The organism is Micromonospora sp. NPDC004704, from assembly GCF_053601675.1.
This window is the reverse complement of sequence record NZ_JBSGCD010000003.1, coordinates 382,275-396,080: the sequence shown is the minus strand read 5'-3', so window position 1 is coordinate 396,080 and position 13,806 is coordinate 382,275. Positions and strand designations below refer to the sequence as shown.

General features: G+C 71.6%; 12 protein-coding genes. 6 read left to right on the top strand and 6 right to left on the bottom strand.

Features of this window, described 5'->3' with window-relative positions; translation table 11 throughout:
• Positions 1 to 10: 10 nt before the first annotated feature.
• Positions 11 to 937, bottom strand: a complete 927-nt coding sequence (locus ACWEFB_RS06125; RefSeq protein WP_452282695.1) for an SWIM zinc finger family protein — start codon at positions 935 to 937, stop codon at positions 11 to 13.
• Positions 934 to 4,068 (bottom strand): DEAD/DEAH box helicase, encoded by a 3,135-nt coding sequence (locus ACWEFB_RS06120; RefSeq protein WP_452282693.1) that lies wholly within the window; start codon positions 4,066 to 4,068, stop codon positions 934 to 936. Before ACWEFB_RS06120 ends, ACWEFB_RS06125 begins: the two co-directional genes overlap by 4 nt.
• A 139-nt stretch (positions 4,069 to 4,207) precedes the next feature.
• Here ACWEFB_RS06120 and ACWEFB_RS06115 point away from each other — a divergent pair, with 139 nt between their 5' ends.
• From ACWEFB_RS06115 to ACWEFB_RS06105, 3 genes are all read left to right on the top strand, one after another.
• Positions 4,208 to 4,795, top strand: coding sequence for an alpha/beta hydrolase (locus tag ACWEFB_RS06115; protein ID WP_452282691.1), 588 nt, complete (start codon positions 4,208 to 4,210; stop codon positions 4,793 to 4,795).
• Between the two features lie 38 nt (positions 4,796 to 4,833).
• The gene (locus tag ACWEFB_RS06110) at positions 4,834 to 5,775 is read left to right on the top strand and encodes an N-acetyltransferase family protein (RefSeq protein WP_452282689.1); all 942 of its coding nucleotides are present in this window, start codon (positions 4,834 to 4,836) and stop codon (positions 5,773 to 5,775) included.
• Positions 5,776 to 5,859: 84 nt separating this feature from the next.
• Positions 5,860 to 6,066: a hypothetical protein gene (locus ACWEFB_RS06105; RefSeq protein WP_326556550.1), complete on the top strand. Its 207-nt coding sequence runs from the start codon at positions 5,860 to 5,862 to the stop codon at positions 6,064 to 6,066.
• An 18-nt stretch (positions 6,067 to 6,084) separates the two neighbouring features.
• Here ACWEFB_RS06105 and ACWEFB_RS06100 read toward each other — a convergent pair whose 3' ends face one another.
• Positions 6,085 to 7,203 (bottom strand): polysaccharide pyruvyl transferase family protein, encoded by a 1,119-nt coding sequence (locus tag ACWEFB_RS06100; RefSeq protein ID WP_452282687.1) that lies wholly within the window; start codon positions 7,201 to 7,203, stop codon positions 6,085 to 6,087.
• 87 nt (positions 7,204 to 7,290) lie between these two features.
• On the bottom strand, positions 7,291 to 8,934 hold the full coding sequence (locus ACWEFB_RS06095; protein ID WP_452282685.1) for a lectin: 1,644 nt from the start codon (positions 8,932 to 8,934) through the stop codon (positions 7,291 to 7,293).
• 211 nt (positions 8,935 to 9,145) lie between these two features.
• On the opposite strand from ACWEFB_RS06095, the gene ACWEFB_RS06090 reads away from it, so the two are divergent.
• Positions 9,146 to 9,493 (top strand): PadR family transcriptional regulator, encoded by a 348-nt coding sequence (locus ACWEFB_RS06090; RefSeq protein WP_452282683.1) that lies wholly within the window; start codon positions 9,146 to 9,148, stop codon positions 9,491 to 9,493.
• The gene (locus ACWEFB_RS06085) at positions 9,490 to 10,596 is read left to right on the top strand and encodes a hypothetical protein (RefSeq protein ID WP_452282681.1); all 1,107 of its coding nucleotides are present in this window, start codon (positions 9,490 to 9,492) and stop codon (positions 10,594 to 10,596) included. The genes ACWEFB_RS06090 and ACWEFB_RS06085 overlap by 4 nt, the downstream gene beginning before the upstream one ends.
• 94 nt (positions 10,597 to 10,690) lie before the next feature.
• Here ACWEFB_RS06085 and ACWEFB_RS06080 read toward each other — a convergent pair whose 3' ends face one another.
• A complete protein-coding gene (locus tag ACWEFB_RS06080; RefSeq protein WP_452282679.1) occupies positions 10,691 to 11,650 on the bottom strand; it encodes a TIGR03885 family FMN-dependent LLM class oxidoreductase in 960 nt (319 codons plus the stop codon).
• A gap of 28 nt (positions 11,651 to 11,678) precedes the next feature.
• Positions 11,679 to 13,094: a BTAD domain-containing putative transcriptional regulator gene (locus ACWEFB_RS06075; RefSeq protein WP_452282793.1), complete on the bottom strand. Its 1,416-nt coding sequence runs from the start codon at positions 13,092 to 13,094 to the stop codon at positions 11,679 to 11,681.
• 177 nt (positions 13,095 to 13,271) lie between these two features.
• Here ACWEFB_RS06075 and ACWEFB_RS06070 point away from each other — a divergent pair, with 177 nt between their 5' ends.
• Positions 13,272 to 13,805 (top strand): hypothetical protein, encoded by a 534-nt coding sequence (locus ACWEFB_RS06070; RefSeq protein WP_326556544.1) that lies wholly within the window; start codon positions 13,272 to 13,274, stop codon positions 13,803 to 13,805.
• Position 13,806: the final 1 nt, after the last annotated feature.

Genomic DNA, 13,806 nt, shown 5'->3' with positions numbered 1-13,806 from the left:
GCGCGGGTCGTCACGGTGCGGGTTGGCCGAACCGGTCGTACGCCCGCCGCAGACGCTCGACCAGTCCGGGGCCGCCGATCGGGGCACCGGGAGCGCCGAGTTGGCGCAGCAGCAGGTCGGGTTCGGTGGCCAGGATCGGCACCGGATCCGGCAGCGGCACCGGTGGTTGCCAGTAGCGGTCGACCGCCGTGGCCGGTGCGAGGTCGGGCAGGTCGGCCAGGGCCAGTCCGGCACCGGCGACCGGCACCGCCGGACGTTCCAGTCCGGGCAGTGGCTCGGCCGGCACCGGGTCGGCGTACTCGTCGGACGGGCCGACCGGGTCGACGGACGGGTGTCCGGCGCGGAGTTCGCGCAGCCGGTCGAGCAGTTCGGCACGGGTACGGCCGCGCCAGTGCAGCAACTGGAACGGGTCCGCGTCGAACGCCTCGGCGAGCAGGTAGAACGAGGCGGCGAGGTGCTTGCACGGCACCGCGAAGTCCGGGCAGTTGCAGCGCATCGTCAGGTCGTCGATCACGCTAGGGAACAGTGGGGCGTCCGCCTCGGCGAACACCCGTTCCAGTTCCGGTGGCAGGTCCCCGGCCAGTAGTTGGGCGCTGAACAGCGCCTGACCGGCGAGGACCGTCTCGATCCCGGTCCAGACCGGTTCCGGGTACGGGTGCAGCCGCACCGTCACCTGGTACGGCTTCGGCCGGGAGCCCTGCACCACCGCCGTCACCAGTCCCGGCGCGACCTCCAGCGACAGCACCTGCCCCGCCCGGGCGTACGCCCGGCCACGGGTGAGTCTGGTGCCGAGCGCGAACGACTCCAGTACGTCGACGAACCGGCGGGACCACCAGGACGCCCCGATCGAGCCACGGGCCGTACGCGCCCGCAGTCCGCCGTCGACCTTGCGGGGGCGCCCGTAGTCGGCGAACCGTCCGCTGCTCTGCTCGGTCACTCGGCCACCGCCCCGGCTTCCAGGGCGAACAGGCCCCGTAGTTCCGATGTGGACAGTTCGGTCACCCACTGCTCGCCGGTGCCGACGATCTTCGCGGCCAGACCGCGCTTCTCGTTGATCATCGCGGCGATCTTCTCCTCGACCGTGCCGGCGCAGACGAACTTGCGTACCTGGACCGCCCGGCGCTGACCGATCCGGAACGCCCGGTCGGTGGCCTGGTCCTCCACCGCCGGGTTCCACCACCGGTCCACGTGCACCACGTGGTTGGCGGCGGTGAGGGTCAGCCCGGTGCCACCGGCCTTGATCGAGAGGACGAACAGGGGCGGGCCGCCGTCGGACTGGAACCGGGTCACCAGGGTGTCCCGCTCGGCCTTGCCGACGCCGCCGTGCAGGTAGAGGACCTCCCGGCCGAGCCGGGCCGAGAGCTGCGCCCGGAGCATGTTGCCGAACTCGGCGTACTGGGTGAACAGCAGGGCCTTCTCCCCCGCCGCCAGGACCTCGTCCACGATCTCCTCCAGCCGGGCCAGCTTGCCCGACCGGCCGGTCAGCGCGGAGCCGTCGCGCAGAAGTTGCGCCGGGTGGTTGCAGACCTGCTTGAGCTTGGTCATCGTGGCCAGCACCAGGCCCCGGCGCTCGATTCCCGTACTGGACTCGATCTTGGCCATCATGTCGTCGACCACGGCCTGGTAGAGCGAGCCCTGCTCGGCGGTGAGGTTGCAGAGCACCTCCATCTCCAGCTTCTCCGGCAGATCGGAGATGATCGACTTGTCGGTCTTGGTGCGGCGCAACACGAACGGGCCGGTGAACCGGCGCAACCGCTCGGCGGCGGCGTCGTCACCGTGGCGCTCGATCGGGACCGCGTACCGCTTGCGGAACGCCGACGCGGTGCCGAGCAGGCCGGGATTGGCGAACTCCATGATCGACCACAGGTCGGCGAGCCGGTTCTCCACCGGCGTACCGGTGACCGCTATCCGGTGCCGGGCGGGCAGTGCCCGGACCGCGGCGGCCTGCCGGGTCGCCGCGTTCTTGATCGCCTGCGCCTCGTCCACCACCAGCCGGTGCCAGTCGACCTCGGCCAACGCCGCCGCGTCCCGCGCCGCGACCGAGTAGGTGGTCAGGACCAGGTCCGCGTCCCGCACTGCCGCGGTGAACGTCTCCCCGCGCGCCCGCTCGGCACCGTGATGCACGTGTACGCGCAACTCCGGCGCGAACTTCGCCGCCTCCCGCTGCCAGTTGCCGACCAGCGACATCGGGCAGACCAGCAGCGTCGGCCCGTCGGTCGGCCCGTCACCGGCGAGCAGCGCCAGCAACTGCACGGTCTTGCCCAGCCCCATGTCGTCGGCGAGCACCCCACCCAGGCCGAGCGACTGGAGGAACGCCAACCAGGCCAGACCCCGCTTCTGGTACGGCCGCAGCGTCCCCCGGAACCCCTCCGGCTCGTCGCGCGGGGTCAGGTGCCGCTCGGCCTGCCCGGCGAGCAGGTCACCGAGCGCCCCGTCGGCGCCGACCGTCAGCACCGGCAACGCGTCCGGCTCGTCCGCGCTCTCCAACCCCAGGCGCAGCAGGTCGGCGACGGTCAGCTCGCCGCTGTCCCGGAGCAGCCGCAGCCCTGCCGCCAGCCGGCGGGCGTCCAACTCGACCCACTGCCCGCGCAGGCGTACCAGCGGGGTCTTGAGCTTGGCCAGGTCGCGCAGTTCCCGGCCGGACAGCGGCTGGTCGCCGAGGGCCAGCTCCCACTTGTAGTCGACCAGCGCGTCCAGGCCGAGCGAGCTGCGCGCGGCGACGGTGCCCGGCGCGGTCCGGCTCTTCGCCTGCAACCTGGCCCCGAGCCGGGCGCTGGGCCGGGACCACCACGACGGGAGCAGCACCCCGAACCCGGCGGCGTGCAGGACCGGCGCCCCGTCGCGCAGGAACCGGTGTGCCCCCTCGGTGTCCAGCGCCAATCCGTCCGGTGCGGCCGTACGCAGGGCGTCGGTCAGCTCCGGCCAGAGCCGGCTGGCCCGACCCAGCTCCGCCAGGAGCGTCTCCTGTGGCGCGTCGAGGTGCCGGGCCAGTGCCCGCAGCCCACCCCGGGACTGCCAGATCCGGTCGGCGCCGACCACCAGGCTCGGTTCGTCGGCCGACTGGAGCGCGAACTCGACCCGCCAGCCGCCGTCGGTGTCGACCTCGATCCCGACCCCGTCCACCTCCTCGGCCCCGAACTCCTCCGGGTCCGGTGCCGGCGGCTCGACCAGCCGGAAGCAGGCCCGTACCGGGCTGCCGGCGGCGTCACGCTGCCAGGTGTCGAGTTCCGTGATCAGGGTGCCGAGCGCGTCCGGTGCGATGTCGAACCGGCGCTGCCGCCCGGTGAGCGCCCGCAACCAGGCCCGTACGCCCACCGACACCCCGGTGGCCCGCGAGTCGATCAGGCGTACGCCCTCCAGGGCCGTACGGGCGGCGGCGTCGGTGAGCGTGTCCAGGGCGTCGGCGACGAGTACGGCAACGGAGAGGTCCGGTTCGGCCGCCCGTGCCGCCGGGGGCAGCGCCATCGCCAGTGCCCGTACCCGGGCCGCGTCGGCACCGGTGAGCAGCGGACGCCAGACGGCGGTGGCCGGATCGGCGCCGTCGGTGCCGGCGCGTACGCCGGGCAGGGTCCGCCCCCGGCCGACCAGGTCGGCGGCGAACCCGGCCAGTTCCTCGATCAGCCGCAGGGTGCCGCCCCGGACCACGGTCGGATCGTCGGCGAGGGTCAGGAGCACCGGCAGGGCGTGGTCGGCGTCGTACTCCAGGGTCGGGACCCGCCAACCGGCCAGGGTGAGGGTCGCCCGACCCGGCTCGGCCTGGTCGACCCGGATCATCTCCGGCGAGTCGACGGGGAGGCCGGCGCGGGTCGGCAGGGTGAGCAGCGCGGTGCTGGTCGCGGCCTTCGCGGCGACCTCGTCGAGCACCTCGGCCAGGGCGGCGTGACCGGCGGCGTACGGATGCGCCCGCTCGCGCGGTGCCCGACCCGATCGCCGGACCACCGGCGCGACCAGGGTCGAGTCCTCTCCCCAGAGCGCCAGCCGCCCACCGCGCAGCCAAAGCCCGTGGATCACCCGCAAGGAAGGGCCCTTCTCGTCGTTCTCGAAGCAGGAAGGGTCCCTTCCTAACATCCCAGGCTAGTCATCCGGCGGACCCACCCCGACGGACGGACGGTCCGGTGTAACCGGCCTCTCCGCCGGGACTGTCCACCGGACCCCGCCGGCCGGCCTCGCCCCTCGCCGAACGGGCCGCCCGGCTAGCCTCGGGCGGGTGACCGAGTCGACGAACCAGCGCAACGCCGTCCTCGCTCCCGGCGGCGGGTACGGCCCGCAGGCGCCCCTGTTGATGTACGCCGCGGACGCGGCCGAGGCCCGAGGCGCCCGTCCGCATCCGATCTCCTGGACCGGGAACCCGAGGGAGGTCCCGCCGGAGGAACTGTTCGACTGGGTCGCCGCGCACGTGACGCCGGTCCTGGACGAGCTGACCGCCGGGACGCCCGGTGACCCGCCGCTGCTGATCGGCAAGTCGCTCGGGACGCACGCCGCACCGCTCGCCGCCGACCGGGGACTGCCGGCGGTCTGGCTCACCCCGCTGCTCACCGTCGAGCCGGTCGTCGCCGAGCTGCGCCGGGCCACCGCACCGGCCCTGCTGATCGGGGGGACGGCCGACCCGGCGTGGGACGGTGCGCTCGCCCGCCGGCTCTCGCCGTACGTGCTGGAGGTGCCCGACGCCGACCACGGGATGTACGTCCCCGGACCGCTGGCCGGGTCGGCGGAGGTGCTCGGTCGGGTCGTCACCGCGATCGAGGAGTGGCTCGACAACGTGGTCTGGCGTACGCCGGTCGTCGCCGGAAATTGACGGGCGTTCGGCCCGGTTCGTCCGTACCGTACGGGCACATGAGTGTGACGATCCGCGAGTTCCGGCTGGACAGCCCGACCGCCGAGGCCGATACCGAGGCCGCCGCGTCGGTGTTGCGCGCCGTGTTGCCGTACCTCGTGGTGACGCCACGGGCACTGCGCTGGCAGGTGGAGACCGCGCCCGAAGCCCAGCACCACCGGCTGCTGCTGGCCGAGGCGGACGGGCAGCTCCTGGGCTGTGCGCGGACCGGGATCTACTACGACAGCAGCGAGCCCGGTCAGGCGTACCTGAACATCTACGTCCACCCGGACCGGCGCGGACGGGGTGCCGGCCGCGCGCTGCTGGCGGCCGGTGAGGCGTACGTGACCGGGCTCGACGCCCGAACCAACTTCTGCTGGTCCCTGGACGACGACCGGTCGATCGCGTTCGCCGAGCGCAACGGGTACCGGCGTGGCCGTTCGGCGCACTTCCAGCGGCTGGCGCTCGACGACGGCTCGCTGCCCCCGATGCCGCCCTGCCCGCCCGGCATCGAGGTACGCACCGGGGCCAGCTTCGGCGACGACCTGCGGGGCATCTGGGCGGCCGACAACGAGGCGGCCCTGGACGAGCCGGACGACCTGGACATCGAGCCGATTAGCTACGACCTGTGGTTGAGCCAGTACTGGTTGCACCCGGAGCACGACCGGGAACTCACCTCTGTGGTGACCGTGGACGGCGAGGTCGCCGCGTTCAGCCTGGCCATCACCGACGGCGGCACCCGCTACATGTCCGGGATGGCCGGCACCCGGCGCGCCTACCGCCGGCGGGGCCTGGCGAAGCTGGCGAAGTCCGCCTCGCTGCACCGGGCCCGCGCGGCCGGCTACACCGAGGCGTTCACCAACAACGACAGCGGAAACGAACCGATGCTCGCGATCAACAAGTGGTTCGGCTACCTGGAGTCCGCGACCGAGGTGCGCTGGATCCGCGACCTGAACGGCTGAGCCCGAGCGGCCCCGGTCGGTGCGGGCCTGCGGGACCGGGGCGATCCGCTGCGGGCGGTCCCGGCCGGCGGGTTAGATGGTGGCATGGGAGCGACGGCACAGGTACCGCTCGAGGGCGGGGTGGCCGACGGTGGCGTGGTCACCGTCGAGTTGGACGCGCACGGTCGCCCGCCCCTGGTCCACCCGCACCTGGGCGAGGGCGGCCTGGCCAAGGCCGAGATGTACGAGCTGGAGTCGGTCCTGGACGACGGCCCGCCCTGGGTCTACCGCTGGCGCGGCCCGGCGTCCTGAATCCCGGAACCCGCCGCGTCAGATGCGCTTCAGCAGCGGGGTCACGAGCCGGCTGGTGAGCCGGGCCTGTTCGCGTACCTCGTCGACCCGGCGGGCGGTGTCCCCGGCCCGCGCCTCCCGCTCGTCCCAGAGCTGGTCGACCTCGGCCAGCAGCGGCCCCTCGACCTCCCGGGCCAGCCCGCTGAGCGCCGGCACGCCGATCCGCTGGGCAAAGTCGAAGACCTTTCCCGCGTACGGCAACGGCAGGAACGGTACGCCGGACATGGCGGCGAAAATCAGGAAGTGCAGTCGCATCCCGACGGCGATGTCGAAATGCGACATCAGGCCCAGTAGTTGCCGGGGCGAGTAGTCGCCGTGCAGGATCCGACCCCGGTCCGGGGCGGTCATGTGGGACAGGACCCCGTGCGAGTGCTTGATGTCGTCGCGCTCCATCGGGACGAACAGGACGTTCGCCTCCAGCCGCCGGACCAGGAAGTCGCCGATCTGGGCCAGGAGCCGGTGGTAACCGTCGACGTCGAGGCGGGAGGCGGCCCGCCCCGGCTCCCGTACGCTCATCCCGACCAGCCGCCGGCCGGGTCGTACGCCCTCCCGGCGCAGCCACTCCACCGGGAACTCCTCCGGTTCGAGCAGGAAGGCGGGGTCGGCGGTGACCGTGATCGGGGTGTTCACCCCGATCCCCTCGAGCACCAACTGCGACTCGTCGTCGCGTACGGTCACCCCGACCGCCCCGTCGAGGCTCTGCTGCACCATCGAGCAGTCGATCGAATCGGTCAACGGACCCGCACCCACCGCGTACGTGAACACCGGTAGACCCCGCTCCTGGGCGGCCAGGACCAGCCGCAGGTAACGCCGGGCCTCGCTGTCGTAGAGAATCCCGCCGCCGCCGAGGATCAGCAGGTCGAGCCGGGCGACCGTGGCCGCCGAGTCGGCCCGCCGGATCCCGTCCCAGGCCGCCGGTTCGACCCCCGGATGGGCGTGCGCGGTGTGCTCGGGGTTGCGGGAGAAGACGATGATCCGCGCCTCCGGGCGGGCGGCGCGCACGTCGCCGAGGATGCCGGTGAGGATCGCCTCGTCGCCGAGGTTGCGGCCACCGTACGACCCGATCACGCCGATGGTCGGTTCGTCACCCCTCGACATCTCCACCCACCCTCCGGTGCTGGAGTGCGGCGTACCCGCTCAGCCGCTCTCCATGCCTGTCCGGAGGGTGGGTGTACTCCTTGCGGGTCAGGCGGTGATCAGGTCGAACTGTTCCCAGGGGCCGATCGCGGCCCGGTTGGCGACCAGCGCGCTCGATCCACCACCCTCGGCGCAGACGTAGCTGTTGTTGATCCGGGCGAGCAGGCTGACCGTGCCGTTCGGGTTCTGCACCAGGGTGAACGACTCCCACGGTCCGGCCGCCGTACGGTTCGCGACCAGCGGGCCGTCACCCGCGTCCTCGGCGGTGACCAGTTTCCCGTTGGCCCGACACCGCAGGGCGATCCCGCCGTCGCCGAGGTCCACCCGGTCGAACTGCTCGGCGGCACCCGCTGCGGAGGCGCTGGCGATCAGGGCCGAGTCGCCTCCGGCGCCGGCCGAGACGAAGAGATTGTTGGCCCGCGAGCGCAGGCTGATCCCGGTCTCGACGACCGGGCCACCGACCACCGGCGGGGTCGGACGGGTGGCGGTCAGCGCCAACTGCTTCTTGAGCATCCGGCCCCCGTCGGCGGTGAGCCGCAGGTAGTAGTCGGAGGAGCACACGGTCCCGTCCTCGTCGAGCGAGGGCATGGTGATCCCGACCGGCACCATCGAGGCGTTCTCGGCATTCTTGGCGATGTGGTTGCCCTCGCCGTACTCGTCGAACATGGAGATGTAGATGCCCTGGGCGCCGAGCCGGACCATGTTGTAGAACTGCCGCCACATGAAGTCGCCGTGCGCCCGCTGGCCCTCGGTCAGGTCGCCGGGGAGTACGCACGGCTGGTAGTCGATCCCGTGCGCGTCACAGTCGGCCTGGTCGGCCTGGTTGACGTTGGCGTAGAACCGGTCCGAGTCGGCGGTGTTGCCGATCCGCCCGACCATCCACGGGGAGAGCATGTGGAAGGCGCGGTAGACGTCGCCGAAGCCGGGGCGGGAGTCCTCGTTGCCGGACCGCCAGTGCGTCGGCACACCGCCGATGACGTAGCAGCCCTGGGCCTTGAACCAGTTGACCACGTCGAGGCAGGCCGCCGCGCCGAACGGGCGGCCGGAATCGTTGAAGCCGAACCCCCAGACGCAGACGACCGGCTTGCCGTTCTGCCGGGCGTACGCCGACGATCCGGTGTGGACGGACATCTTGCTGCTCCAGTCGGCCTTGATCTCCGACTGCATGTTCGTCCAGTTCGTGACGTCGTACATGATGTAGAACTTGCGCCCGGTGCGTTCCGCCGCGCTGCGGACCCTGGTGGCCATGGCGTCGCGGGTCGGCCCCTCGGAGCTGTTCGGGTTGAAGCGTTGCAGGGCCGCGGTGTCGCAGCCGTACTGCTGCATCCACGTGAAGTGGGTGTCCACGGTCTGCTGGTCGTACGAGGAGAACAGGGTCGCGGGCTGCCCGTTGCCGAAGTTCGGGTACGCGGTCCGGTACACGTTCGTGTACTCCCGCATGTCCGGCCAGCCCTTGATCACGTTGTTGCTCGGTGACGGGGACTGGGACCAGTTCTCGCTCCAGTGCCACCAGCCGTTGATCGGCGCCCCGTCGCCGGCGCACGCGAACCAGCCCTGGTAGCCGACGGTGATCTTTCCGACGACATCGCCCGGTCCGCTGGCCGCCGACGCCGGTCCGGCCAGGTACGCCGAACCTCCGAGGCCGGCTCCCACCAGCGCGGAGGCGAGGACCGACCGTCGTGAGATGCCCATGGAACTCCCTTGAATCATTCGGCCGACAAACGCGGTAGCCGTCGCAGGGAAAACCTAAAGACCGCCGCTCGGTGCATCAACACGAAAAAGCCGCAGTTAAGGCAAATTTGAAGTTACTTCACTCTTCGCGCTGCCCTGACGTCGAACCGGCGATCACCCGTCGGCACCTCGGGGCCCCCGCATATACCGTCGCTCGGTATATGCTGCCGACATGAGTAGTCCGCCACTCACGGAACCGACGTTCCTGATCCTCACCGCATTGGCCGAGACACCCCAGCACGGTTACGGCGTGATCGGGGACGTCCTGGAGATCTCCGACGGCCGGGTGAAGCTGCGCGCCGGCACCCTCTACGCCGTACTCGACCGGCTCCGGACGGAGGGCCTGATCGAGGTCGACCGCGAGGAGGTGGTGCAGTCCCGGCTGCGCCGCTACTACCGCATCACCGCCCTGGGCGCGCAACGGCTCGCCGAGGAGGCCGCCCGCCTGCGGCACAACGCGAACACGGCAGGCAGCCGGCTGCGCCGTCGTAACCTGCTCGCCGAGGGAGGCGTCGGATGACCGGCCGGGATCTGGAGAGCCGCTACCGGCGGCTGCTCGCCGTCTATCCCTGGGAGCACCGCCGCCGCTACGAGGACGAGATGCTCGGCGTACTGCTCGACGACGCCCGACCCGGACAGCGGCACCCCCGCATCGGCGACGTCGCCAACCTGGTCGTCGCGGGGTTGCGTGCCCGGCTGGGTTGGACCGCCCACGGGCTGACCGACCGGGCCTGGTCCGACGCGGCAGCCGTGACCGGCCTGCTGGCCGCACTCACCCTGCTCACCATGAACGGCCACGCCCTGATATCGGACCTCCCGCCGGCCATGGGACCGCAGTTCTACCAGTTCGCCGGCGACGGAATCGGCGCGATCGACTGGTTACCGGTCGGCACCTGGGCGGCGGTCAGCGTCGCCCTGCTGGCGGGACTGCGCTGGCCGGCGATCGTGCTCGTCTGGGCGGCGCTGCTCACCGAGGTCACCCTGGTCCCGTCGCAGTACGACACCGATCCCGTCCCGGCCGTGAGCGCCCTGTGGCAACTTCCGCTGGCACTGGTCGCCGCCGTCGCGGTCACCGTACGGGCGCCGCGCCGCCGCGCGCTCGTAGTGCTCGGCACCCGTCGACTCCTGACGATCGTGCTGGCCCTGGCGACGATCGACGCGGTATTTCTGATCAACCGGCTCGCCAGCGACGGCGTCGGCGCGAACGGCGCGACGTTCTACGTGTTCCACCTGCACGACAACAAGGTGCCCCGCCCCGATCTCGAACTGGCCTCCGGCTCCAGCGCTCAGCTCCTGTTCTACGAGGCGTTCCTCGCGGCGGCCGTGCTGGCCCTGCTGGTCGCGCTGACCACAATGGACGGACCCGTACGGCGGCGGATCGCGGTCCTGCTGGCACCGGTCGTCGCGTTGGTGGTGCTGGTCGAGCAGACCCTCGACGGGTGGGCGGTGTCGAACATGAACATGGGCCGCCCGATCTACCTGGCGCCGGCCCAGTGGGTGGTACTCGCCACCGTCCCGGTGCTGACGCTCCTGATCGCGCTGCTCCTGCTGCGACGACGCGAGCACACCCTCCGCATGGTCGCCCTCGGCCGCACCACCGACCGCGAACACCCCACCCCCTAGAGCAGGCCCCTCTTGTAGAGAAAGAGTGGCAATCGCGCGCCGGATTGCGCCTCGTTCTCTACAAGAGGGCGGATCTTGGGAGTGGAGGGGGTGGTCAGGTGAGGGCGGGGAGGATTTGGGTGGCGAAGGTGTCCAGGAAGTCGCGTTGGTCGAGGCCTACGTGGTGCAGGTAGATCTCGTCGAAGCCGAGGTCGGCGTACTCGTGGAGCCACTGGGTGTGGCGGGCGGGGTCGTTCGAGATCAGGACGTGTTCGCGCATGTCGTCGGGGCGGACGTACGCGGTGGCGCGGGCGAACTCGGCCGGCATGGCCAGATCCCAGGCCACGTCACTGCCGAGGATCCCGGTACGCCACTGCTCGTGCGCGATCCGCAGTGCCTTCTCCTCGTCCCGGTCCCAGCTCAGGTGCACCTGCAACTTGACCGGCTTGCCCGCGCCACCGCCCTCGCGGTACGCCTCGATCACCGGTCGGAGCTGTTCCACCGGCCGGTTCACGGTGATCAGTCCGTCGGCCCAGGAGCCGACCCACCGGGCGGTCTCCGGGGTGACCGCCGCACCGAAGATCGCCGGGGGTGACGCCGGCAGCGTCCAGAGTCTCGCCCGGTCGACGGTGACCAGGCCCCGGTGGCTGACCGTCTCGCCCGCGAACAGGGCCCGCATGATCTGCACCGATTCGAGCAGGCGGGCGTTGCGCTCGTCCTTGGCCGGCCACCGCTCGCCGGTGATGTGCTCGTTGACCAGTTCCCCGCTGCCGACCGCCATCCAGAACCGGTCCGGGAACATCTCGGCCAGGGTGGCGGCGGCCTGGGCGATGATCGCCGGGTGGTACCGCTGGCCCGGTGCGTTGACCACACCGAACGGCAGGTCGGTGCTGGCCAGTGCGGCGCCCAGCCAGGACCACGCGAACCCGGACTCGCCCTGCTCGGGGCCGAACGGGGCGAAGTGGTCCGAGCACATCGCCCGGCTGAACCCCGCCTGCTGCGCTGCCTGGACCTGACGCAGCAACTCGCTCGGCGGAAGCTGCTCGTGCGATGCGTGGAACCCGTACGTGGTCACCAGGACCTCCCGGCCGTCGTGGTCGTTGTCACCAACCAGGTGCCCACTTCGCGGAGGTCCCGAAACCCGACCGGTCGCCGTTGCCGTGCCGGGCGGGACGGCAGGGGACGGTCGGCACCGACGGACCGCAGGCCGCGAGGCTGCACCACCGGCGCAGCCCGGTCTCGTCGAGGAACAGCCAGCCGCAGCGCGGGTCGGGGCACACCCGGATGGTGAGCCGGCGCGGATCGGCCAGCAGTTCGGCGGCGCTCCACGCGACCGCGTACAACGGTGACCGCAGGCCCGACGCGGCGGCCGGGCACCACCGCCCGACGCCGTCCACGTCGCGCCCGAAGACCAGCGATTTCGCGGCGGCCTCCGCGGACCGGGCCACCGCGTCGAACGCCCGCCGGTCGTCGGGGTCGGTCAGACAGGCATACAACCGGGTACGCAGTGCGCGAACCTCGTCGAGCACGGTGGCGGCCGTACCGGGGTCCCGTCGGGCGAGTTCGACCAGTCGGCTCACCTCGACGTCGTCGAAAAGTCCGACGTACCCGCCCCAGACCGCCAGGGTCCGGTACGCGCGCAGCCATTCCGAACCGGGCAGCGGCGGCTCCTGCCCCCAGCCGGCGAACGTGTTGCAGAACTCCAACGCCGGATGCCCGCCCACGTTCCACGGCAGGGTCTCGTCGCGCACCAGCACCTCGTACGCGGGCCGACCGGGCCGGTCGAGTCGCCGGTCGTCGAGCAGGATCCGTTGGTGCACCTCCCGCAGCTTCGGCCCCGGTTCGACCCCGAGGTCGTCCACCAGGCGTTTCCTGGTCGTCCGGTAGAGCAGCAGCGCGTCGGCCTGGCGGGAGGCCCGGTACAGGGCGGTCATCAGGGTCGCGACGAGCTGTTCCCGGGTCGGGAACCGGTCGACCAGCGGGGTCAGGTCGCCCACCACGAGGGTGTGCTGTCCCAGGGCGAGCTGGGCCTGTGCCCGTGACTCGATGCCGGTCAGCCGGAGTTCTTCGATCGGGCCGTGCAGCCGTTCCCGGAGTTCGTCGTCGGCGGTGTCGGCGAGCAGCGGTCCACGCCAGAGCGACAGCGCCCGGTCGAGCAGCCGTACGCGTTCACCGGGGTCGGTGGTCGCACCTGCCAGGGAGGTGAGCCGGGTGAACTCCGCCACGTCGACCCGGTGCCCCTCCGCCTCCACCAGGTAGCCGTCCCCGCGCGTGATGATCCGTACCCGGTACGGGGTCAGTGCCACCCGGAGCCGACCGACGTACGTGTGCACGGCGCTGCGGAACGACACCGGCGGGCGCCCGTTCCACAGCAGGTCGATCAGCCGGTCGGTGCTGACCACGCGGCCCACATCGAGCAGCAGGACGGCGAGGATGCACCGCTCCTGGCGACGGCTGCCGATGTCGACGGGGTGACCGTCGTGGCGGGCTTCGAACGGGCCGAGCAGTCGGAATTCCATACCCACACTGACAGCCTGGCCGCCGGGGACGGTTGCCACCCCGGTCAGCCGATGGTGAGTCCCGGTGCCCCGGCCGGCCCGTAGGGGTGTTCCGGCGTCACCGGACGGTCAGGACGTGGTGAGCGGGGCGGGAAATGCTGATCCGGTCATGCTTCCGGACAGAGACCTGGAGTGATCATGCGTTGGAGACTGAGCATCGGAGCGATCGCGGCGGCGCTACTGGTGGCGACCGTGCCCGCCACGGCGTCCGCCGCACCGGCCGGCACCGGAGGCGGGTGGCCCGGCGGGTGGGTGCCGGCACCGCAGGAGGCGTTCGAAATGCCCGCCGGGGCGCGCTGTGATTTCGCCGTACGGGTGCAGCCGGTGGTGGACGAGGTCCGCAAGCTGGTCCTGGCGGTGTATCCGGACGGCTCGCCCAAGCGGGAGCTGTACACGGGTGCGCTGATCAACGAAATCACGAACCTCGAGACCGGTGCCACCAGCACGGCGGACGCGAGCGGCACCTCGCTGGTCGAGTACGCCACCGACGGCTCGATGACCTGGTACGTCACCGGGCCGGTCCTGCTCGGCTTCCGGGAGAACGCCGGCTCCCTGCCGCGTGGCCTGTGGATCGTCGACGGAGTGTTCATGGTCGAGTTCACCCCGACGTTCGACAAGACCATCACGATGGCGCACGGCACCACCCACGACGTCTGCACCGACGTGGACTGAC